The organism is Streptomyces sp. 7N604 (assembly GCF_052245475.1).
Classification (GTDB): domain Bacteria; phylum Actinomycetota; class Actinomycetes; order Streptomycetales; family Streptomycetaceae; genus Streptomyces.
In genome coordinates this window covers 36,905-58,635 of sequence record NZ_JBQQBX010000021.1, presented here as the reverse complement: position 1 = coordinate 58,635, position 21,731 = coordinate 36,905, and the positions used below count along the sequence as shown (strand labels likewise).

18 protein-coding genes and 8 pseudogenes are annotated in these 21,731 nt (G+C 66.1%); 14 read left to right on the top strand and 12 right to left on the bottom strand.

From position 1 onward, the window contains the following. Positions 1-318: 318 nt before the first annotated feature. From ACTWP8_RS23195 to ACTWP8_RS23170, 6 genes and pseudogenes are all read left to right on the top strand, one after another. Positions 319-860 (top strand): annotated as a pseudogene (locus ACTWP8_RS23195) (serine hydrolase). Next, positions 857-1,057 (top strand): serine hydrolase, encoded by a 201-nt coding sequence (locus ACTWP8_RS23190; protein ID WP_443324070.1) that lies wholly within the window; start codon positions 857-859, stop codon positions 1,055-1,057. The pseudogene ACTWP8_RS23195 and the gene ACTWP8_RS23190 overlap by 4 nt, the downstream one beginning before the upstream one ends. A gap of 579 nt (positions 1,058-1,636) precedes the next feature. Further along, positions 1,637-2,581 (top strand): PAS domain-containing protein, encoded by a 945-nt coding sequence (locus ACTWP8_RS23185; protein ID WP_443324069.1) that lies wholly within the window; start codon positions 1,637-1,639, stop codon positions 2,579-2,581. A 105-nt stretch (positions 2,582-2,686) separates the two neighbouring features. Continuing rightward, a pseudogene (locus ACTWP8_RS23180) lies at positions 2,687-2,848 on the top strand (hypothetical protein); the annotation flags it as partial. A 53-nt stretch (positions 2,849-2,901) separates the two neighbouring features. Beyond that, a pseudogene (locus tag ACTWP8_RS23175) lies at positions 2,902-3,201 on the top strand (aldehyde dehydrogenase family protein); the annotation flags it as partial. Positions 3,202-3,874: 673 nt separating this feature from the next. Then, positions 3,875-4,795 (top strand): PucR family transcriptional regulator, encoded by a 921-nt coding sequence (locus ACTWP8_RS23170; RefSeq protein WP_443324068.1) that lies wholly within the window; start codon positions 3,875-3,877, stop codon positions 4,793-4,795. An 898-nt stretch (positions 4,796-5,693) separates the two neighbouring features. On the opposite strand, the gene ACTWP8_RS23165 is transcribed toward ACTWP8_RS23170, so the two are convergent. Beyond that, complete coding sequence (locus ACTWP8_RS23165) at positions 5,694-5,930, bottom strand: IS3 family transposase (RefSeq protein WP_443324159.1); 237 nt, start codon at positions 5,928-5,930, stop codon at positions 5,694-5,696. A gap of 180 nt (positions 5,931-6,110) precedes the next feature. Continuing rightward, positions 6,111-6,410: pseudogene (locus tag ACTWP8_RS23160) on the bottom strand (transposase); the annotation flags it as partial. Positions 6,411-6,815: 405 nt separating this feature from the next. On the opposite strand from ACTWP8_RS23160, the gene ACTWP8_RS23155 reads away from it, so the two are divergent. The 3 genes and pseudogenes from ACTWP8_RS23155 to ACTWP8_RS23145 all read left to right on the top strand — a co-directional run bounded on the left by ACTWP8_RS23155 (position 6,816) and on the right by ACTWP8_RS23145 (position 7,257). Further along, positions 6,816-6,986 (top strand): hypothetical protein, encoded by a 171-nt coding sequence (locus ACTWP8_RS23155; protein ID WP_443324067.1) that lies wholly within the window; start codon positions 6,816-6,818, stop codon positions 6,984-6,986. 12 nt (positions 6,987-6,998) lie between these two features. After that, positions 6,999-7,109, top strand: a pseudogene (locus ACTWP8_RS23150) (hypothetical protein); the annotation flags it as partial. 13 nt (positions 7,110-7,122) lie between these two features. Continuing rightward, a complete protein-coding gene (locus ACTWP8_RS23145) occupies positions 7,123-7,257 on the top strand; it encodes a hypothetical protein (protein WP_443324066.1) in 135 nt (44 codons plus the stop codon). A gap of 204 nt (positions 7,258-7,461) precedes the next feature. On the opposite strand, the gene ACTWP8_RS23140 is transcribed toward ACTWP8_RS23145, so the two are convergent. After that, the gene (locus tag ACTWP8_RS23140) at positions 7,462-7,749 is read right to left on the bottom strand and encodes a hypothetical protein (protein WP_443324065.1); all 288 of its coding nucleotides are present in this window, start codon (positions 7,747-7,749) and stop codon (positions 7,462-7,464) included. A gap of 307 nt (positions 7,750-8,056) precedes the next feature. Here ACTWP8_RS23140 and ACTWP8_RS23135 point away from each other — a divergent pair, with 307 nt between their 5' ends. Further along, positions 8,057-8,350, top strand: a complete 294-nt coding sequence (locus tag ACTWP8_RS23135; protein WP_443324064.1) for a LuxR C-terminal-related transcriptional regulator — start codon at positions 8,057-8,059, stop codon at positions 8,348-8,350. A gap of 308 nt (positions 8,351-8,658) precedes the next feature. On the opposite strand, the gene ispG is transcribed toward ACTWP8_RS23135, so the two are convergent. The 3 genes from ispG to ispH form a co-directional block, all read right to left on the bottom strand. Then, complete coding sequence (gene ispG, locus ACTWP8_RS23130; RefSeq protein WP_443324063.1) at positions 8,659-9,801, bottom strand: flavodoxin-dependent (E)-4-hydroxy-3-methylbut-2-enyl-diphosphate synthase; 1,143 nt, start codon at positions 9,799-9,801, stop codon at positions 8,659-8,661. Further along, positions 9,798-11,621 (bottom strand): 1-deoxy-D-xylulose-5-phosphate synthase, encoded by a 1,824-nt coding sequence (locus tag ACTWP8_RS23125; protein ID WP_443324062.1) that lies wholly within the window; start codon positions 11,619-11,621, stop codon positions 9,798-9,800. The genes ispG and ACTWP8_RS23125 overlap by 4 nt, the downstream gene beginning before the upstream one ends. Positions 11,622-11,860: 239 nt before the next feature. Continuing rightward, entirely contained in the window at positions 11,861-12,811 is a 951-nt protein-coding gene (ispH, locus tag ACTWP8_RS23120; protein ID WP_443324061.1) for a 4-hydroxy-3-methylbut-2-enyl diphosphate reductase, read from the bottom strand. 645 nt (positions 12,812-13,456) lie between these two features. Here ispH and ACTWP8_RS23115 point away from each other — a divergent pair. After that, the gene (locus ACTWP8_RS23115; RefSeq protein ID WP_443324060.1) at positions 13,457-14,365 is read left to right on the top strand and encodes a methyltransferase domain-containing protein; all 909 of its coding nucleotides are present in this window, start codon (positions 13,457-13,459) and stop codon (positions 14,363-14,365) included. Between the two features lie 416 nt (positions 14,366-14,781). On the opposite strand, the gene ACTWP8_RS23110 is transcribed toward ACTWP8_RS23115, so the two are convergent. Continuing rightward, complete coding sequence (locus ACTWP8_RS23110; protein ID WP_443324059.1) at positions 14,782-14,985, bottom strand: hypothetical protein; 204 nt, start codon at positions 14,983-14,985, stop codon at positions 14,782-14,784. A gap of 156 nt (positions 14,986-15,141) precedes the next feature. Here ACTWP8_RS23110 and ACTWP8_RS23105 point away from each other — a divergent pair, with 156 nt between their 5' ends. From ACTWP8_RS23105 to ACTWP8_RS23095, 3 genes and pseudogenes are all read left to right on the top strand, one after another. After that, positions 15,142-15,972: a methyltransferase domain-containing protein gene (locus ACTWP8_RS23105; protein WP_443324058.1), complete on the top strand. Its 831-nt coding sequence runs from the start codon at positions 15,142-15,144 to the stop codon at positions 15,970-15,972. Between the two features lie 256 nt (positions 15,973-16,228). Next, a pseudogene (locus tag ACTWP8_RS23100) lies at positions 16,229-16,844 on the top strand (transposase family protein); the annotation flags it as partial. Positions 16,845-16,947: 103 nt separating this feature from the next. After that, positions 16,948-17,406: pseudogene (locus tag ACTWP8_RS23095) on the top strand (transposase family protein); the annotation flags it as partial. 316 nt (positions 17,407-17,722) lie between these two features. Here the strand turns inward: ACTWP8_RS23095 and ACTWP8_RS23090 are convergent. The 5 genes and pseudogenes from ACTWP8_RS23090 to ACTWP8_RS23070 all read right to left on the bottom strand — a co-directional run. Further along, positions 17,723-19,240 (bottom strand): annotated as a pseudogene (locus tag ACTWP8_RS23090) (MDR family MFS transporter); the annotation flags it as partial. Beyond that, the gene (locus ACTWP8_RS23085) at positions 19,240-19,515 is read right to left on the bottom strand and encodes a hypothetical protein (RefSeq protein WP_443324057.1); all 276 of its coding nucleotides are present in this window, start codon (positions 19,513-19,515) and stop codon (positions 19,240-19,242) included. The gene ACTWP8_RS23085 and the pseudogene ACTWP8_RS23090, both read right to left, overlap by 1 nt. Beyond that, positions 19,516-19,719 carry a transposase gene (locus ACTWP8_RS23080; RefSeq protein WP_443324056.1) on the bottom strand — a complete coding sequence of 68 codons (204 nt, stop codon included), beginning with the start codon at positions 19,717-19,719 and terminating at the stop codon, positions 19,516-19,518. A gap of 190 nt (positions 19,720-19,909) precedes the next feature. Next, the gene (locus tag ACTWP8_RS23075) at positions 19,910-20,908 is read right to left on the bottom strand and encodes an ABC transporter substrate-binding protein (RefSeq protein ID WP_443324055.1); all 999 of its coding nucleotides are present in this window, start codon (positions 20,906-20,908) and stop codon (positions 19,910-19,912) included. Positions 20,909-20,981: 73 nt separating this feature from the next. Further along, entirely contained in the window at positions 20,982-21,725 is a 744-nt protein-coding gene (locus ACTWP8_RS23070; RefSeq protein WP_443324054.1) for an ABC transporter ATP-binding protein, read from the bottom strand. Positions 21,726-21,731: the final 6 nt, after the last annotated feature.

Genomic DNA, 21,731 nt, shown 5'->3' with positions numbered 1-21,731 from the left:
ACGGCCGGTTCGACTCAGTCGAACCGGCCTTCGTCTGCCGGGTGCACGGACGCGCCCCTTGAATGCCACGGGCAGCTTGTCCAGCACGTCGAAGTCGGTTGGCTTGCAGCTTCCCGTGCGGGCCGATGCGCGGCGAGCTGATCGGGAACCATTGACGTGCCCACACGCTTCGATGATAGTTGAATGCCGTACGATCGATTATCGATCATTGCTTCCCCACTGGAGGATGCCGTGCATATTGGGGAACCGGCCGTCCATGGCACGGCGCAGGCCGAGGACTAGGTCACCGGCCCGGCAGCCGTCGCGGCGCAACGCCCCCTGTGGGAGCCAGGCACCGCGCACGGTTACCACGCCCAGACCTTCAGCTGGCTGCTCGGCGAGCTGGCCCGCCGGGCAGACGGGCGCTCGCTGGGCACCGTACTCGCCGAAGACCTCACCGACCTGCTCGACCTTCTCCTATGGATCGGCCTGCCCGCAGGCCACCAGGACAGGGTCGGCCGGATCGCCGCGATCGAGACCCCGCAGGCGCAAAGCGGGGCGCCGCGCACGCGCACCCGCGCGAGCATCGCCGCGGCTTTGCCGACCCCGCATCTCTCACCCGCCGCGCTTTCGGCACCGTCTCGCCCTCACCGGACGAGAACAGCCCGGCTTGGCAGGCCGCCGAGCTACCCGCTTCCAACGGCATCGCCACCGCGCGTGGACTCGCCGGGTTCTACGCCGCACTGATCGAGGGGCGTATCCTGTCGCGGCACATGCTGGCCCAGGCCCGCACCGAGCAGACGGCCGGACCCGACCGGGTGCTGCTTGCCCGGACGCGCTTCGGCCTGGGATTCATGCTCCACGACCCGCCTCCCCCATGACCTCACCCGCGGCCTTCGGGCACCCCGGGCGCGGCGGCTCGCTGGCCTTCGCCGACCCGGACCTGCGCATCGCCTTCGCCTACGTCACCAACGGCATGCGACCCACCGTAACCAGCGATCCCCGAGCCCAGGCACTCGTCCACGCGGTACGAGGGGCACTGGCCCACCCCCGCCTTCTGACAGCGGTACGAACCTGATCGAGCCGACTCAGTCGGCGCGGCGGATGCAGCCGTGAGGCATCAGCCGTACAGCCCGCCGTGTCAACGGCCATTCACTTCCGGGTGATCGATCACGCTGCGACGCTTCCCGCCACGGCCTCGGGCCGCGAGGGCGTCCGTCCGACCGCGTACCCGTGCAGGTGCATCACCGCCGCGCCGGAGCGCAGTTATGAGATTTGGAACATCACCGACAGCGGCGCCAACTCCTGTGGATGTATCCGTTTCGTCGTAGGGCGTCGGCCACGACGTGCCCTGCGGCCGGATGCCAGGTCTGTCAGCAAGCCGTGCGTTTCTACGGCACCACTTGGCGTCCGACTTCGGGTGCGTCCACAATTTCGTCGGATGGGAGGCCGGATCAGGCACTGTTGGGCGTCCCCGCCAGGCTGCCGCTCGGAGGCCGCAGGGTCCGCGACCGGGATGAACGCAGCGGTGATCCGTACGGAGCTCATGTCCCGCAACGTATCCCCATCCACCAATCGGAGGCGAGCCGCCGACAGGGTTCAGAGGCATCATGGGAATGGTCGGGGAGAGACATCATCAAGGGCGAGATGAGCGGTGATGATGCGATGCCGAACCAATCCCGGTAACTGGTCGGATGACATTCCCGACGCGGCGTTCGCAGCCACGGCCACCACCGATGAGTGGGGCATTGTGACGGGGTGGAGCGAAGGTGCCCAGCAGCTGCTCGGCTATCGTCCCGAGGCCATCGTGGGGCGGGCGGCGGCCGACCTGCTCGCCGAGGACGTGAAGGAGATGGCCCGGCAGCCCCGGGACGGACGGGTGGAGAGATGGAGTGGAAGGGCGACGCTCCGGCACCGGGACGGCCACCGAGTGGGGGTGAGGCTACTCGCGAACCGCCGGGTGACAGAGGACGGAATCGCCGAGTGGTTCCTGGTCTCCGCGGTGCCGCGTCACCTGCACCCCCATCGCAGCAACGCGCTGGTGGAGTGGACGTTCAGCCAGTCGCCGTACGCCCTCGCCATCTACGACATAGATCTGCGACTGGAGCGGGCGAACGCCGACATGGAACGCGTACTCGCCCTTCCCGAGGACCAGATTCGCGGGCTCCGTATGACCGAGATCGCGACTGGCCCCGAGGCCGACAGGACTGAGGGGGCTATGCGGCTGGCACTGGCCAGCGGCGAACCGCAGCACCTGGAGAGCTACTTCCGTGCACCCGGCGAGAGCCGTAAGCACGCCTGGTCGGTCTCTGTCGCCCCGCTGAAGGACGGGACCGGCCGGCTGCGCGGTGTGTGCCACGTGGTCTATGACATGACCGAGCGGTACGAGGCCCAGCAGCGTCTGATGCTCGTCAGCGAGGCCGGTATCCGCATCGGCACCACACTGGACATCACACACACCGCACAGGAACTGGCCGACGTGACCGTCCCCCGGCTCGCGGATTGCACATCCGTCGACCTGTACACGTTCTTGCAGCGCGGCGACGAGCCACGCGCCGGCCTGCCGACCGGCCAGCCCACCCTGTGCCGCGCCGCCCAGTAGTCCGTCCTCGAGGGCTGTCCCGAGGCGCTGGTCGGGACGGGAGCCATAACGACCTATCCGGCGTTCTCGGCACCGGCCGAGTGCCTGGCCACGGGCCGACCAGCGATGTTTGAGATGACCGACTCCGCCATCACCCGGTGGGCGGCCCACGATCCTGCCGTGGCCGCCTGGATCCGCGAGTACGCGATGCACTCGGTGATGGTGGTGCCGATGCGTGCTCGCGGCATCACCCTCGGCGTAGCCCTCTTCGTTCGCCACCGGCGCCCTGAACCTTTCGAACAGGACGACCTGCTGCTCGCCGAGGAAATCACCGCCAGAGCGGCGCGGTCATCAAGGGGTTCGTCTACAACACCGGGCAGTTCTGTATGGGCGCCCCCCGGCTGCTCGTCCACGGTTCCCTGCACGACACGATCGTCGGCATCCTCACGCAGGCCGTGCCCGGGGTACCCGTCGGCGACCCCTTCGACCCGGCCGCCGTGGTCGGCCCGATGGCAGGCGAGCGGCACCTGGAGAACGTCGAGAAGTACGTCGAACTCGCCAGGAAGGACGGCGGCCAGGTCGTCGTCGGCGGTGAACGACTGGAACTCGGCGGGGGCTACTACTACAAGCCCACCGTCATCACCGGACAGCCAGCTCGCGGCCCTGCCATGGCGGGACATTCCCGTCCAGCACACCGCCTCCGCCTCCGGGCACGGCAGGCGGGAGTCCCGCTCGATCAGGACCTGCGCCATCGCGGACCAACTCGGCGGGATCTCCTTCCCTCACGCGTCTAGTAACTGGCGGGTAGTTGAAGGGTAATTGAACGGACCTCGTGGGGTTCGCGTATCAGCAAGCGCCTGTCGCGGTTGTGGCCCATTGGCTTGACAGGGACGACGTGTGGCTGGCACTGGAAAACGGAGCGGCCAGCTACATGCTGGAGAACCAAGATGCATTTGAGTCCCTCGACGAGATGTTGCTGTGCACGGTACGCGGGGACAGTTGTCTCCCCCGTGATCGTCGCCGAGTCGTTCCGAGTCGCCGTGCGGGCGAGAGTCGGCGGGTCGGAGGCGGACGGCGGCGGCGTCGGCGCAACCGACTCCGGGGGTGAGGGGAAGGCAAAAGCGTACTGTCCCGGCTGTCGCACCGGGAAAAGCGGATTATGGCGCTGCTCGCTTCCGGCTTGCTGACCCGCGAAGTGGCCTCAATATGTGCCTGACCGAAAAGACCGTCAGGAACTATCTGAGCGTCATCTACAGAAAGCGTCAGGTGCGGGCTTATGGGGCAACCGCGCCGTTCGGACAGATGAGGTAAGAAATGACCGAAATGAGGGGCGGATCGTCATCTCCGATCGAGGCGCTCCGCTCGACGCCGGAGGAGGACAGGGCCGCTGACTTCAGGGCGAAGATGCGGGCCGCAGGGCAGGAGTGGACCGGTAACGAGCCGGACGAACTGGTTGAGCTGCTGACCAAGGCGGCGGCAGGTGATCCGAGGCTGGCCGCCATCGTGCGCGCCGTGGGTAGCCTGCTGCAGGACTTCCTCGATGGCTACCGGCAAAAAACCACTGCGAATGTTTCGCGTGATCTGGCAGGCGACCTCGCCGACGGTCATCCGCTGCCCGCGGACGTGCTCGAAGGGCTTACTCCTCGATACCTGATCGCCGTGGTGAGGCTTGCGGAGCCCGGCCGTGAGGTGGATGCGTTGCGCGCGGTGGCGGGAGAGGACACGCTGCTGACGCACCGGGACGGCAACGTCGTTCTCTTCATCCCGGCAGCCGGTCCAGGCATCGGCGAACGCTCGGTGACGAGGCTGACCCAGTGTCTTGGCGGCAGGGGCTGGCTCGCGACTGCGGAACGAGACAGGGCACGCCTCGTCGATGGGTTCAACGAGGCGTCCTACGTGCTGAGGCTGGTGGTGGCGGGACTTCGCCCGAGCGGTGCCTACACGATCTCGGACGTGTTGGTCGAGTATGCGGTCACGCTGAACGAGAAGGTGCGGACCGACCTGGCTGCGGTGATCAGGCCGCTTCGGGCGCACAAGGTCCTGTGGGAGACGTTCACTGCCTTCGTCGACTCTGACTACAGCAGGAAGAAGGCGGCCCGCAGCCTGTTCATCCACCGCAGCACGCTGGACTACCGCCTGAGGCGGATCGGAGACGTCACCGGCTGCGACCCGACCAGTGGCAGGGGCGCGCAGATGCTGACGGCGGCGATGATCGCCGAGGCCCTGCAGGGATGACCAGGTGTGCGCTGATCGCTGTGCAGGACGGCGCGTAGCCGACCGCGCGTCGCTGCTTCCACAGCGGACCTGCAGCGGTCGGACGACGCTCACGACTTGGGCGTGATCGCGTGCGTGCAGATGTAGTGGTAACAGGGACCCAGCGGCGTTCCCGTACCGGATCGCACACTCACGCACCGTGGACAGGTCCGCCCCGACAGCACTACCGCTCGGTCAGCGATTCCGCCGCGGACCGGCTCGCGGCAGACTCGAGCACCTCTACCAATCCTGCCCTGCTCCGACTACGAGCTTGCGACAGCAGATGATGAGGTTTCTCGACAGCACGCCTGCTGGCCTCGAGCGTTGCAGCGATCTCAGTGTTGGTTCTCCCTGTCGCGAGGAAGCACGTTCGTGACCGGGTGACCCTGCGTCGCGAAGCCTGTTCGCAAGCGACCGCAGCGCCGCGGCGAGCTCCCAATGACGGTCCGACGGCGCTAGCACGTCGACGGCGTCCTGCAGCAGCGCCATGCCGCGGGCCCCTTCGGTCAGCTCACCGAGCATCCGCAACGCCCGCCCGTGGGCACCTGGTGCACCCCAGGCAGCCACCAGTTGACATTGTTCCTCGGCGAGCCGCCAGGCCTGCGGCGTGTCAGCGAGTCGGCGGTGCAACCGCGACGCCCACGACGGGATCAGGACCGGATTCCGCCAACCGATTCGGTCGAACAAGCGCCCGACCTCCATCACAGTGCATGATGCAGTCGTTTGCCAGGCCACCTCGCCCGGCTGCCATCCGCAGGGCGGCGACCCCAGCCCGGCGCGGTGGTGGTCGGCCATCGCCCAGCCGACCACCTCCCGCGTCGCGAGATCGATACAGGTCGCCAGTTACAACTTCCCTTCCAGCTTGAGTAGTTCCGTCATGTCACCAACCAGCCGCATCCCGGGGCGGGATGTGGCGAAGTCCCGGCCGATCAGGTCGACGGCGAACACCGCCCGCTTCGCCTGCCGGGTCAGGCCCCCGACGGCGGGTGATCCCGACAATCCGGTGCTTGCGGACCAGCCGCTCGCCCCTCTTCGGGTTCACCACCCGTCCGACCCGCCGCAGGTCGGCATGGATCCGCGGGGCTCCGTAGGTGCCGCGCGATCCAGCGTGGAGCACGTGGATCTCGTCCACAAGACGTTCCTCCTCGCGCCGTGCGGCCCGCCGCGCCGATACGGCCGCCTGGTGCGCATAGTAGGTAGAGCGTGGCACTCCCAGCGCAGCAGCGCCATGCTGTGACCTGCAAGATTTCCGTCCGAGGCCGTCTCCGCGTCGATGAAGCGGCACCCGCGGCAGTGTCTACCTCATCTTGTCCTGCGCGAAGAAGGCGGTCGCTTTTCCCGGAATGTCCATGAGCAGGACGTCCGCGTCGGTGGCCAGGGGGGCGGGCGAGGCCGAACCGTCTTCTCCAACTCGCGGACTTTGCGCCGCGACTGGGCGAGTTCTTCCCGCTCGGCGCTGGGTCAGAGCCCCGGCATGCCCCTCGCCCCGATCGACCTTGGCCTGCTTCACCCAGCCACGCAGACACTCCGGACTCACCCCCAGGTCCCGGGCGACCGCGGTGACCGTCTTGTCCGACGACAGTGCCAACACGACGGCATCCCGCTTGAACTACGCCGTGTACCGCTTGCTCATATTGCTCTTCTTGCCCACTACCTGTGACTGCTTCCTCCGGAACCTTCCGTCCCAGGATCAGGCTGTCCAGGTCAAAGGCTGGGCTGTGACCGCAGTTCGACGAGCCGGACAGGTTCGCCGCCTGGTGGTGCGGCCTGAGTGACGCCATCCAACTGGCGAGCCGGCCGCTGTGCCGGAGAAGAGGCGTCCGCGAAGCCGGTGCGACTGGTGGCCGACTTCAATGAGTTCTCGGGCGGTTCTCCGCGAATTGCGGAAAATCGGAGCTGAGTCACGATGAACCCTGCGCGGGCGCCTAGCATTCGTTCTCCCGAGCGGAGAAATTTGAGGACTGAATGGACTGGTTCGATTGAGTGGACTAAACAGATGGTTATGCTCATCGGCTCGTTCGTGGCCTACATGTTTGACGCGCTGGAAATCTTGCTGATGTCGTTCACGTTGCCTGTGATCCGCGCCGATCTGGGACTCACGACGACACAGGGCGGCCTGCTCGCCACGGCGACGTTGCTCGGGATCGGGGTGAGCAGCGTAACTGTCGGCTAGCTCGCCGACAACTACGGCCGCAAACGGGCATTGATGGTTTCGCTCGCGGTGTTCGGCGTGTTCACCGCGGCGATCTTGGTGGTTCATAGTTTCACGATGTTCCTGGTGCTGCGTTTCGTGGCGGGCGCTGGGTGTGTTGGCTGTCAACGCGGGGTTCGGTGCCGGTCTGCTGGTGTGCGCGGGCTTCATGGCTTACGCGGCGATCGCCATGACCTTCCTGCCTGACCTGCCCGGCACGACCCAGCTGCGAGCCTCAGGGGCACGCAGCTGACAGCTGGCCGTGAGCCCAGCCGGAAGCCGGTGGCGAAACTGGCGTTCGTCGATCTGTCGAACGCCAGCGTCGCGCACGTAATACCAGCACTGGCGCCTCGTCAGTCAAGTGTTTCAACCGGCTTCTTCGCCACTGTGTCGTCCGGGTGGGGGTCGCCCTGCGAGGAACAGCTGAGCGGCCACTTCTTGTGGCGGCTCGAGCATCTCACTTCCGGTCTACCCGATCGTTGTCACCGGTCCGCCACAGGTAGCTGCGTACCGAGAGCGACGCGGCGCGCATGGCCGCGCGGATGTCGTCGAGGTCTTCGCCGGCGAGCTCGCCACGCGCCGGGGTGAGCGTGGGCAGCATCAGCCTGGCCGCCTCCAGCAGGCACAGCATCGCGTCCAGCTGTGCGCTGGCCGGCAGTCTGCTCAGGTCCTCGTACAGGGTCTGAATCTGGGCGTCCGGTTCTGCCGGCGCTGCGGTCTTGGTATCGCGCGCGAAGTTCGTCACGGCCGTTCCTCGAAGCTGCTCCACTGTGGACACAAGGCTGAGTCTCCTCCCCGGGGTTGGATGCGCGGGAACTGATGATCTTCATGTCGTAACTCATCGGTCAACGCCATTCCCTGGCACACGTCAATACGAACAAGGCCGGAATTCCGCAAAATTTGGAGAGAATTCCGAGGTGGACGGAAATTGATGGGTTGCGACGGCGTAACAGTGACAAGAGTGAGGGGTCCGCCTAGGATATTATGCCAGTACTTCTCGCTCCTGCATTTCTCCGTTTACGGTCTTGGCCTAGCCGGGCTGTACGGAATGGATGGGTACCATGGATAATGATCAGAACGGCTGCGAAGTGTCCCAGCCGGTCGATGGCTTGGTTCTCAGCTCGGTCCAGGCCAGGATCCTGGAGGGTGTTGCGGCCGGCTTCTCCAGCGGGCGACTTTCGAGAGAGTTATACCTCAGTTCGAAGACCATCGACTATCACGTCCGCGTCATGTCCGACAAGCTGCAGGCGCCGAATCGTGTCGCGTTAGTTTCGAGGGCGTTTGTCCTCCAGATTCTGAGAACAGATTCGTGGCCCCCGCGCATTGGGTGTGAAACTGTGGATTAATGCTCGGTGGTTCGCGAGATCGTAATCCGTACGTTCATGCATGAACTGCATTTTGTGTCATGTTTCCTGGACGTTTACTTTATGTCGCTCCTCGGAGGTCAGGGGCTGACCGGCCACGAGTGCGCGGGCCACGCCGTGACCTGTGACGAGCCAGTCTCCGCGGCCGTTGGCGAGGGCGGCGTGGGTCAGCGGGCGGTGGTGGGGACAGGTCAAGTTCCGGTGGAGGGAGACGAGTTGCGTTCCCCGTGAAGCTCGTCGGGTTCGTCATGGAAGACCTCTCCTCTCGTCGTCGGACCGGGTGCGGCCGGTCACGCCTCGACGTCCACGCCCATCTCCTCGGCGATGCGTGCGGCCTCGGCCAGGAGGGTCTCCACGATCTGTGACTCGGGGACCGTGCGGATCACCTTGCCCTTGACGAAGATCTGGCCCTTGCCGTTGCCGGCGGCGACACCGATGTCGGCCTCGCGCGCCTCGCCAGGCCCGTTGACGACACAGCCCATCACCGCCACCCGCAACGGCACCGGGAACCCCTCGAGTGCCGCGGTGACCCGCTCGGCGAGGGTGTGCACATCGACCTGGGCCCGGCCGCAGGACGGGCACGACACGATGTCCAGTCCCCGTGGCCGCAACCCAAGCGACTCCAGGATCTGCGCTCCGACCTTGACCTCCTCGACCGGTGGTGCGGAGAGCGAGACGCGGATGGTGTCGCCGATGCCCTCCGCGAGCAGCGCGCCGAACGCGACCGCGGACTTGATAGTGCCCTGGAACCGGGGGCCTGCCTCAGTCACGCCGAGGTGCAGCGGGTAGTCGCACCGGCCGGCGAGCTTGCGGTACGCCTCGATCATCACCACCGGGTCGTGGTGCTTCACCGAGATCTTCAGGTCGGTGTAGCCGTGCTCCTCGAACAACGAGCACTCCCACAACGCCGACTCCACCAGCGCCTCCGGGGTGACGCCGCCGTGCCTGTGCAGCAACCGCTTGTCCAGCGACCCGGCGTTCACGCCGATCCGGATCGGGATGCCCGCGTCCTTGGCCGCACGGGCGATCGCGCCGACCTGGTCGTCGAACTGGCGGATGTTGCCGGGGTTGACCCGTACTGCGGCGCAGCCGGCGTCGATCGCGGCGAACACGTACTTCGGCTGGAAGTGGATGTCAGCGATCAGCGGGATGCCCGACTTGCGGGCGATCACCGGCAGCGCGGCCGCGTCGTCCGCCGACGGCACGGCGACCCGCACGATCTCGCAGCCCGCCGCAGTGAGCTCGGCGATCTGCTGCAGCGTGGCGTCGATGTCGGCGGTGGACGTGGTGGTCATCGACTGCACCGACACCGGCGCGACGCCGCCGACCGGCACCGTGCCCACCATGATCTGGCGGGAGGTCCGCCGCGTGGCCACCGAGAGCGGGACCTCGTCCTTGCGTGGCAAGGGCATTCCCAAATCGACGGTCGTCAATGTTCCTCCCCTGAGTGAACCGGCCAGGTGCCGGGGTCGTCGATGCCTGCCGACGCCGGTGCGGCGTCGAGGCCGGTCAGCAGCTCCACCACGACCCTGGTGATGTTCCGCGCGGTCAGCCCGCAGGCGGCGAGCACCTCGGCCCTGGAGCCGTGGCTGAGGAACCGCCTCGGGATGCCGAACTCGCGCAGCGGGGTGTGCACGTCGGCGTCCCGCAGCGCCTGCGCGATCGCGGAACCGACACCACCCACGCGGCTGTTGTCCTCGACCGTGATCGCGAGCCGGTGGCGGCGGGCCAGGTCGGCCAGCGCGGGGTTGACCGGGGTGACCCACCTCGGGTCCACCACCGTCACCCCGATGCCCTGTGCCCGCACACCGTCGGCGACGGTGACCGCGAGCCCGGCCAGCGCACCTACCGCGATGATCAGAACGTCCAGCCGGCCGGAACGGCGCAGCACGTCAATCCCGTTGAACGTTGCGGTGGCGGGCAGGTCCTCACCGGCGGGGCCTTTGGGGAACCGCAGCAGTGTCGGACCTTCGTGCCACGCAACCGCCTCAGCCAGCAGTTCGGCCAGCCGGGTGCCGTCCCGCGGCGCCGCGATCCGCAGCCCCGGCACCACCTGCAGCACCGACAGGTCCCACATGCCGTTGTGGCTCGGCCCGTCGTCGCCAGTCACCCCGGACCGGTCGAGGACGAACGTCACCGGGCGGCGGTGCAGCGCGACGTCCATGAGCAGTTGGTCGAACGCGCGGTTGACGAACGTGGAGTAGATGGCCACCACCGGGTGCACGCCGCCCATGGACAACCCGGCGGCCATCGTGACCGCGTGCTGCTCGGCGATGCCGACGTCGATCACCCGGTGCGGAAACCTGCGCTGCAGCGGCAGGAGCCCGGTCGGCTCGGTCATCGCGGCCGTGATCGCCACGAGGTCGTCGCGCTGCTCGGCCAGTTCGACCAGCTTCTCGCCGAACACCGACGTGAACGACGGGGGCGACGCCTTCAGCGCCTCCCCGGTGTGCGGGTCCATCGGTTTGACGGTGTGGCCGAGGTCGAGGTCGTTGGTCTCGGTGTGTCGGTATCCCTTGCCCTTGGCGGTGATCACATGTACCACCACCGGCCCGCCCAGTGCGACCGCGTGGCGCAGGGAGTCCTGGACGGCGGAGAGGTCGTGACCGTCGACGGGGCCGAGGTAACCGAGCCCGAGTTGTTCGAACACGCCCGGCCCGCGCCCGGCGTGCAGGTCGGCCAGGTGCTCGGCCAGCCCGCCGACGGTCGGCGCGTAGGAGCGTTGGTTGTCATTGAGCACGATGACGAGCGGCCGCTCCGGCCCGCCCGAGATGTTGTTGAGCGCCTCCCAGGCCATGCCGCCGGTCATCGCGCCGTCGCCGATGATCGCGACGGTCGCCCGGTCGCGTCGGCCGAGGTGGGTGTCCGCCCTGGCCAGCCCGTCCGCATAGGACAGCGCGGTGGACGCGTGCGAGTTCTCCACCAGGTCGTGCTCGGACTCCTCCCGGCTCGGGTAGCCGGAGACCCCGCCCGACTTGCGCAGCCGGTCGAACCCGGCCTGGCGGCCCGTGAGGATCTTGTGCGCGTAGGACTGGTGCCCGGTGTCCCACAGCAACCGGTCCCGCGGGGACTCGAACACCGTGTGCAACGCGATGGTCAGCTCGACCACACCCAGGTTGGGCCCGAGATGTCCCCCGGTCGCGGAGACCCGCTCTATCAGGAACGCGCGGATCTCCCCGGCGAGGTCGCGGAGCTCCCCGGCGGTCAGCTCACGCAGCCGCGCCGGGTCGCGCACGGTTTCCAGCAGCGCCATGTCGAACAGTGCTCCTCACCGGGTGTGGTAGGCGGCCGCGGCCACCCTCTCGGTCAGTTGGGGCCGACTGCCCGGCGCGATGCCGGTTCGGCCGACGGCCTCGTGTGCCGGCTGACGCCTGGAAGGACCCTCATGGCATGGGGTGGCCGCGGGGCCGACGCGGCTCACCGCCGACGCGCTCTTGCCAACAGAGTCCTTGCCGGCGCCATCAGCGACAGAGGTCGCCCGGTCTCGATCGGTCACGGTACGTCCGCCACTCCGGTCAGCCGCGTGGGCGGGGAGAACACGATGTCCTCGGTCGCCACCCGTTCTACGGACGTGTCCGCGTAACCCAGTTCGGCGAGCCAGTCGAGCAGCTGGTCGACGAGGATCTCCGGCGCGCTCGCCCCGGCGCTCACGCCGACCGTGCTCACGCCGGCCAGCCACGTGGGGTCGAAGTGGGTCACGTCCGGCACCAGTTCGGCCCTGCCGCCGAGCCTGCGTGCCACCTCGACCATCCGGATCGAGTTGCTGGAGTTGGTCGAACCGACCACCAGCACCAGGTCGCACCGGTCCACGATGGCCCTGATGCCGTCCTGGCGGTTCTGGCTGGCGTAACAGATGTCGTCGGTGGCGGGCCCGCGCAGGTCGGTGAACCTGCGCTGGAGCACGGCGATGATGTCCCTGGTCTCGTCCACCGAGAGCGTGGTCTGGGTGAGGTAGGCGACCGGTGCGTCGGGGGGAAGGTCCAGTGCCTCCGCGTCGGCAACCGTCTCGACGATGACCGTCTGGTCGGGAGCGTGCCCGAAGGTGCCCTCGACCTCCTCGTGGTCCGCGTGCCCGACCAGCAGCAACGTCCGCCCGTCGCGGGCGAACCGGCGGGCCTCCTGGTGCACCTTGGCCACCAGGGGGCAGGTCGCGTCGATCACGTCCAGCCCGCGTGCGTCCGCGTTCTGCCGCACCTGCGGGGAGACACCGTGCGCGGAGAAGACACACACCGCGCCCTTCGGTACCTCCTGCTCGGAGTCGACGAACCGGACACCCCGGCGCTGGAACTCGCGCACCACGTAGTGGTTGTGCACGATCTCCTTGCGAACGTAGATCGGCGCGCCGTGCCGTTCCAGCGCGAGGTCGATGATGGCTATCGCCCGGCGCACACCGGCACACAAACTCCGCGGCTCGGCCAGCAGGACCTGCTTACCGCCACTCATTCCCACTCCGTTCCGTGCCATGACGTCCGCGTCGGAACGCCTGGCTTGCGTTGCCGAACAGGCATCCATGCCGGTCAGTAGAAACCGAGTCCTTCTCGGGAAGTCTTGTCCGCCGTTGGGTGCCGGCTTAATAGCCGGACTCGAACACGGCCTTGGTGCCGCCCAGCAGCCACCAATCCGCAGAGTAGTCCAAGTCCAGGCCCGTCCAGGCCTTACGCCGTCTTCTTTGGGGATTTCCCTAAATGCTCACGCCGCGTCGTTGACACGCCCCGGGTTGTCCTCCAGGATGGAATCCGATAGCCGCCACTCAATTCAATTTCGGGGCGACTGCAAGATTCCGGATCATGAGGGCGGCTCTGCATTTCGAACGAGACGCTGCTATGGCAACAATCTCGGATCAAGGCTGGCACAACCGCCCAGCCCTGGCCTACTCGGGCCGCAAACCCCTTCATGGATCGCCTACTTGCCTCGGTGCCGGGTGACTCTCGCATGTGGGAGGTGCCGGCACAGTTGATGAACATGGAATCCGGTCCGGCGATCCTTGTCAAACCACGTATCCTCGCCAAATTCATGACGAGCACAGCGTAACGACCAAAGCAATCCATTCACCGACGTCGTCGGCATTCGAGCTCTGGAGGAGTGACCGTGTCAAATCTGAATGAACTTTCAAGTTCACCTCAAACAGCGCTGGAGTCTGAGGATGAGGTAAGGATAGTTGGCCAATACTACGACGGCAAAACAGCTAGGCTTGTTCGCAAATACGGGCCTGGACCCAGGATTCACTATCATGTAGGTTACTACCCTTCCTCTGAAACGCCACCGCATGCTCACGATGCGACGCCAGATGCCATTCGCGGCAGCATACGGCGTCATCAAGAGGGTTTGCTGCGGTATGCGGCCAAGGTCTGGGGCGCTGAACAGCGGCTGTCGGGGAAAATCCTGGATGTCGGCTGCGGTCTTGGCGGGGGCTCGCTCTTCTGGGCACAGGAATACGGCGCCGACGTCACGGCGGTCACCAACGCGCCGGAACACGCGCCGATAGTTGACGAGTTCGCGCGGGAATGCGGTTTGGACGGGAAGGTCCGAACACTGGTCTGTGATGCAATGCATCTCCCCTTGGGCGGCCCCTACGACGCAGCAGTAGCAATCGAGAGCAGCGGATATTTCAACCGTCCTCTGTGGTTCGAGCGTCTGGCGCGCGTGCTTCGTCCAGGCGGGAGTGTGTGCATCGAGGAAGTATTCATTACACGCCCTCACGGGGCCGATGTGTGGGCCGAATACTTCTACACAAAACCGGCTACGGTGCTCGACTACGCAGAAGCCGCGCAGTCTGCGGGTTTTGAATTGGTCGATGAAGTCGATGCTACGTCAGAAACCTTGCCATTCTGGGAGGAGAGTGCCGCCTGGACGAAGGCGGTACTGGACAGTGACAGCAGCCTTTCGGCAGTTGACCGCAGGCAGCTGAGGATATCTCTGATGGCGAACCAGGCGCTTGGTACTGAATGGCAAGCAGGGGGCTTGCGGCTGGGTTTCTTGCGCTTCGAGTTGAAGTGAGCAAAGAATGGGACAAGATGCCGGAAACATGCCAGAGATCAACATTCCACGTGCCGGCTTCAATCCGCACGCAAGCTGAGCTGCAGGGCAAGCAATGTAATGGGCGCACGAAGCAGAGTTGCTCCAGGGAACTCACGACGAGCGGAGAATAGTAGGCGGCCAGTATTTTGCCCCGGCAGCACTGACATATTCAACAGCCCCGCGCGGCCACTTGGCCATGCTCAACGCGATGGACCTCCTCGTGTTGGCGGATTCTCGGGGTCCTCGCAACACCTGATGGCTTACGTAGTCGTCAGTAGATCACGCAGGCGCTCGGCTGGGGTTGCCCAGCCGAGCGCAGCGGGTCTCCGCCCGCCTTTCGATGTGACTGCCGGATTTCAGGGCGGTTGACTGAGATCCTCGCCGCAGAGGGTCTGTCATCGGCCGACATGGACCAGCTCGTGGTCGACGGCTGGTACACGAAAGACGCCGCGGACAAGCCCACCGTCGAGGTAAACGGCGGCGGCCAGCCGGTACAGCTCCGAGTCGCGCCGTACCACGAGAGCCCTGGGGGCGACGGGCCGCCGCAACGCCACGCCTTCGGCGGCCAACGTCTCAAGGACTACGTCAGCTGTATCCACATCGCCACCATCGCCTCGACGCGTTCCCCGGCATGTGGCTCGCGGTCGACCCGCAGGACCTTCGGTGGCGTACCAACACGATCTTCGCGGGCTCACCGCCGGACGGCTGAACCGCCGCCGACTTCCCGCCACCTTCACAACGATACGGAGCTCCTCATGACGCTCGACCACTCACCCTCCCCCAACGACGTCGCCGGCATCTACGAGGGGATCGGTCCGGTCTACCGTACCGTGTGGGGCCCAAACATCCACTACGGCTACTGGGAGAACGACGCCGACGACAGCTCCATCGAGGAAGCCACTGACCGCCTGACCGACCTGATGATCTCAGGTCTGGCCGCGCAGGCCGGCCAGCGGGTCCTGGACATCGGCTGCGGCATCGGCCATCCCGCGCTGCGGCTCATCAGCGCTTGTGACGTGAACGTGGTGGGCATCACTGTCAGCCACGACCAGGTGGCGCAGGCCACGGAACGCGCGGCCGCGGCTGGGCTCGCCGACCGGGCCACGTTCCAGTTCGCGGACGCGATGGACATGCCCTTCCCCGACGGCTCGTTCGACGCGGCCTGGGCGTTTGAGTCGATGTGGCACATGCCCGACCGCAGGCATGTGCTCGCCGAGACCGCCCGCGTCCTGCGCCCCGGCGGCCGCCTCGCCATCGCCGACGTCATCGAGCGCGGCCCGGTCAGCCCTGAGGGACGCGTGGTCCTGGACCACATCTGCGAGAACTACGCGGTGCGCTCCTTGGGCACCGTGGACGAATACCAGAAGGCGTTGGCCGCCAACGGTTTCGTCGACGTGGAGATCCGTGACATCAGCGACAACGTCTCCCGTACCCTCGCGGTCATGGCCGACGCCGTGGAGACCGTCCGCGACAAGCTGGCCGACCTGGTCGGCGAGGAACAGGCCACCTCGCTCATCGACTTCATGCGTTTGTCCGCGGTCACCCCGGAGAGCGGCTACCTCTTCCTGACCGCGGTCCGCGCATGACCGCGGGCGCCGTCCCCGGTTTTCAGCTCGGCGTCTCATGGCGTAAGGCTGAGGTCGAGGTACTTCCTGAATAGTGAGCCATTCTCGGTAATGGTCTGTCACGTCAAGTGATGACGGTGGACGCCAGGTCCGGCCGGTGCACGTCACGCGTGGCCCCGAGTACGAAATAGGGGTGAAGCCCCTGGTAGGACTGTTCATCACAAGATCAAGTCCGTAGGACCAGAGGTCTCACGTGAGTAGCAGTGTCACGTAGGACATGAACAAGGACACCGTCGAGTTCCTGTCCCGGCTGCTGGCCGCCAGCTGCGGCCAGCAGCGTACTCGGCGTGGGCGACGCGCGCTGAGCTGCTTCAAACAGGCCGTGCTGGTGATCCCCTGGTTCCTCGACGGCACCCGTGTCGCGCAACTGGCCTGCGACAACGAGCTCAGCGACAAAACCTGCTACCGGTACCTACACGAAGGTACCGACCTGCTCGCCGCACACGCCCTTGGCCTGCGCCACGCCCTGGCGCAGGCCAAGCAAGCCGGCGTGACGCACGTGAACCTCGACGGGGTGGTGATCCCCACCGACCGGGTCGCGATCCCCGGCCCCAGCAGTCATGACCTGCGCTGGAGCGGGAAACACAAGCATCACGGCGGCAACGTCCAGGTCATCTCCGCGCCGGACGGCTGGCCGATCTGGGTCTCCGCGGTGCGATCCGGCCGTGAGCACGACATCACCTGCGCCCGCCACCACGACGTCATCGACTCCCTGGCCGACATACGCGACGATCTGCCCGCCCTGACCGATCTGGGCTACGAGGGCGCCCGGGAACACCGTTCGCATCCCGGTCAAGAAGCCGGTCACCGGCACGCTGACTGACGACCAGAAGAGGGTCTGTACGGTCTTCGGCCCTGTCGTACATTCGGTGATGACGGAGAGTCGTGAGGGTCGTTGACGCTCGCGTGAAGGATGTCAACGAGCTTGTGTAGACCGTGTTTTCGGTTCTTTCCCCGCTGGTCATTGAGGATGTGGCCGATGAGGGCGAGAGGATCGCAGTGCGGGCACGGACTCCGCAGGGCACCGCGGTCTGCCCGGTGTGCGGGGCGTCGTCGGGGCGGGTGCACGGATTTCACTTGCGGACGGTGGCCGACATGCCGGTCGACGGACGGCGGACGGCGGGTGGTGGTCCGTGTGCGGGTGCGGCGCTTGGTGTGTCCCACACGCGGCTGCCGGCAGACCTTTCGCGAGCAGATGCCCGGAGTGCTGGAGCGATACCAGCGACGCACGGCCCGTCTGACCAGGCAAGTCAAGCTGTGGTCAAGGAGTTGGCGCGCCGGGTGGGATTACGTTTGCTGGCGATACCCGCGGCGGGCCTGTCTCGCCACACGGCCCTGCGCGCCCTGCTGCGCATCCCGTTGCCCACCGGGCGGACGCCCCGCGTGATCGGCGTCGGGTCAGCTTGAGCCGTGAAGCCTTCGGCCGCCGGTGCCTGCCTGTCATCGTGGTCTGCATCGGACGCTCCTTGAGGAGGAAGGCTGCCACCAGCGCCCCCAGAGCGAGCGGTATCGCGGCGGTGAAGAGGTCGCCGAACGCGCTCCCGAACGCCTGGTAGGTCATCGTCTGCAGCAGCTCCTGCATCTGCTGGATGGCCCCGAGGTCCGGCGGGGAGGCCTCGGCGCCGCCTCCGTCGGTGGGCAGTTGGGACAGGTACTGGACGAGCCGGCTCGAGAAGACCGCGCCGAGGACCGCTGTGCAGATGGCCGAGCCGAGCTGCCGGGCGAACTGCGAGGAACTGGTGGCGGCCGCCAGGTCGCCCGGCTCGACCGAGTTCTGGATCGCGGTATTGAGCGGTTGGCTCGTCAGGCCGAGGCCGACGCCGATCATGGCCTGGCAGGCGAGCACCGTCACGAGAGAAGCATCGCCGGGAGCGATCGCCAGGATTGCTACCGCGACGACTGTCGTTGCCGCGCCGATGATGGTGATTCTCTTGTACTTTCCGGTGCGGCTGACCATCCTGCCGGAGACGAGCGACATGATGAAGATGCCGGCAGCCAGTGGGAGGGCCGCCGCGCCAGACCCTGCGGGAGACACCCCGAGGACGAACTGGAGATACGACGGCAGATTGCTGGTGACTCCGAGCACAACGCCGAAGATCAGGAAGCCGTTGATGCAGCCGAGGGCGAAGGTCTGATCCCGTAAAAGGTGCATGGGGAAGATCGGGTCCGCCGCCCTGCGTTCCACCATGACGAAGACCGGAATCATCGCCAGGAATAGCGCCAGCAGTAGGAGGCCGAGCGGATCGGCCCATCCGTAGTCAACGCTCCGCCAGTCTATGTACAGCATGAGCGACGTGGTTCCGATGACCGTTGTCACAGCTCCGAGGTAATCGGTGCGCAACGGCTTGCGCTCGACCGGAATCCGTCCCGAGAAAAACGTGAGAGCCAGCGAGGCGACACCGATCGGCACATTGATGTAGAAGATCCATCGCCAGCCGAGGGCACTGTCGGCGAGCACGCCGCCGAGTGTCGGCCCGATCGCGCCGGACACCCCGAAGATGGCTCCGAAGTAGCCGCCGTAGCGAGCCCGTTCACCGGGGGGAAGGGCCTTCCCTACGATGATCAGTGCGATGGTCAGCAGTCCGCCTCCACCGGCCCCCTGCAGTCCCCGAAAGAGGATCAGTTGCTCTATGTTCTGGCTCAGTCCGGCCAGCAGAGACCCCGCGATGAAGATGGTGATGGCGCCGCGGAACACGAGCCTCGGGTCGTAGGCATCGCACGTCCTTCCCCACAGCGGGGCCACGACCGTGGCCGCCAGGACGTACGTGGTTACCAGCCATGACTGTTTGTCGATCCCACCGACGTCGCTGACGATGTTGGGCACTGCCGTGATCACGATGGTTTGGTCAAGGGACGACAGAAGTACACCCGCAAGAAGGCTGAAGATCAGCAACCTGGCTTGAGGTGCGGTCTTCTTGGCCTTTTCCTGGCCAGAGCCCTTGGTGCGTCGGTGAAGCGCGGTCGAGGAACCGCGGATGACTCTGCGGTCCACCGGTGAATCGTTCCGGGATTCCACCAACTCGTTGACCCTGAGAGACACCTTGAGGGAAAGGCGCTCAATCTCTCGTCGATCCGCTTCGTCCCAGTCCTCTATCGCTTTGACGATGAGAGGCACTCGGGATTCCACCAGAGCGGTCACGAGAGCTATGATGATCGGTAGACTTCGGTTTACTTCAGAGTCTTCTTGCCAATCATCCTCGGAGTCGCTCTCCAGCAATTCATTGTTCATCAGCGATCTATCTGCCTGACTCGTATATCGTGATGCTGATTATGTTGCTTCGAGTTATTGTTGATGATTTTCTTTACGCTGGTCTGGATGAGTCGGACCTTGCCGAGGATCTCGTCGGCGGTGGCGGTGGCGGTCCAGGTGAAGGGTTTCGCTTTCTCGTTCCAGGAGTCGATGTAGTCGCGGATCTGATAGGCCAGGACATTGACACTGGAGAACGTGCCACGGCGGATGGACTGCCGGGTGATGATCCCGAACCAGATCTCGATCTGGTTCAACTACGAGGACCCCACGGGGGTGAAACGGAAGTGGACGTGCGGGTTCGTCGGCAGCCACGCCTTCGCGTCCGGGGTGGTATGCGTGGACAGGTTGTCCAGGACGACATGGATCTCCTTCCCTGCATGCGGTTTGACGGCCTTCTTCAGGAACGCCAGGAAGTTCGCGCCCTTCCCGGCTGGGCTTGCACTCGCCCAGCACTTCACCGGTCGTGACGTTCAGCGCGGCGAACAGGTTCGTGGTGCCATGCCGTGCCGGACGTAGTCGTGAGTGCGCTTGTCGGTGGCCGCGAACGTTCACCGGCAGCACCGGCTCGGTCCGGTCCAGAGCCTGCACCTGCGTCTTCTCGTCGACCGACAACACTGAGTGCTGGAGCGAGCGCCCAGCCCAGTCTGGCTACGTTCGCGTGGGGGAAGCGTCGGTCTGCGTGTCGGATCCGCCGGACTTCGCTTTGACGACGCCGGCGTCCACGGCTGAGGCGGCGGTGATCTTACGAGTCAGCCACTTGGCCTCGTACATGGTGTCCGCGACCGTCTGGATCTTGCTCACGGTGTTCGCGTCCAGCGGTATCAGATTTTGCGGCGTCAGGGAGATCACCAGCTTGGCGAGCGGGATCTCCATCCCGCTGGCGGAGGCTAGCGCCTCGGCCCACTCGTCGGTATGGGCGCGGGACCAGATCATCGCCTTTCGGATCCGGGCGAGGACGTCGGCGAGGGCCGCCTTCTTCTGCGGATCGTCGAGGCTCTTGGACGACGCCGCGATGAGAGTGAGGCCGCTCGTCCGACCGTCGGTGCCGTCGACGAGCATGCGAGCGCCGCTCTTCTGCGCCATCACCGTGAAGGGGGCGATGGTGGCCCACACCTCGACCTGCCCGGAACTGAACGCGGACTGGCCCGCAGCAGGGAGCAGGTACTTGGTCTCGACGTCGTCGGGAGCCAGCCCGGCGTCCTTCAGGGCACGGTAGAGGAGGTAGTCGGCCAGGGAGCCCTCGGCCGGCGACACCGCCACCGTCTTGCCCTTCAGATCACCGATCGAGCGAACCGACGAGCTCTTGTGCGCCACGATCGCCACAGCGGAGCCGTTGGTCTGGATACCGGACACCAACTTCAGCGCGCTTCCGTTCCCCATGGCCTGGAGAGTCGTGGAGTCGCCGCCGTAGGTGGTGTCGATCTGTCCGGCCTGGAGTGCGGCGAACATCGGAGGTGCTGCTTGGAATTCCGCCCATTTGACTTTGTATGGCGCCCCCTTGAGTGCGCCCGCCACTTCAACCAGGGGCTTCAGGAAGCCCTGATCGCCGAGCGTCAGGGTGACGCCGGACAGCGAGGACGACTCGGTGGGGGCTTCACTGGCGGAACCGCAACCGGCGAGTCCCACGGCCATCGCAATAGCCGTCACACAGCTCAGGAAACGAGTCATTCTACGCATGATTCAGTCCTTTCTTGATCAAAAAATCGAGGAAATACAGGCCCTAGTGGGGCTCCAGAGCGCCCAGCCATGCGAGCAATTGGGAGCGCAGCTCGACGAACTCGGGGGCGGTCATGTCCCGAGGGCGCGACAGGTCCACGCGGACCTCGCGGCTGATCACCCCGTCACGCATCACCACCACGCGGTCGGCGAGCAGGAGCGCCTCTTCGACGTCGTGCGTGACCAGCAGCACCGTGCAACCGTGCTTCTGCCAGAGCTGGGCGACCAGACGCTGAGCCTTCACCCGGGTGAGGGCGTCGAGGGCGCCGAACGGCTCGTCGAGCAGGAGGAGTTGAGGTTCACGGACCAGGGCGCGGGCCAGCGACACCCGCTGCGCCTCACCGCCGGAGAGCGTCTTGGGCCATGCCTCGGCGTGCCGGGCCAGCCCGACTTCTTCGAGGTACGACTCGGCGAGCTGCCGGCCCGGTCGGCCGGGCAACCCGAGCACCACGTTGCGCCAGACCCGTTTCCAGGGCATCAGCCGGGGAGCCTGGAAGGCAATGGCCCGGCGTTCCGGCACCGCGACACTCCCCTCGAACTCCCGGTCCAGCCCGGCGAGGATCCGCAGGAGTGTGCTCTTGCCGCAGCCGCTGGCGCCGAGCATCACGACGAACTCTCCCGCCGACAGGTCCAGGTCCAGTTGGTCGAGCACGGTACGGTCGTCGAAACGCCTGGTCAGATTGTGCACTTCGACGTGCGTGGCCTGCGGTGCCCGGTCGTCGGCGAGCGCGATCTGGTTTTCGATCATGGCGAC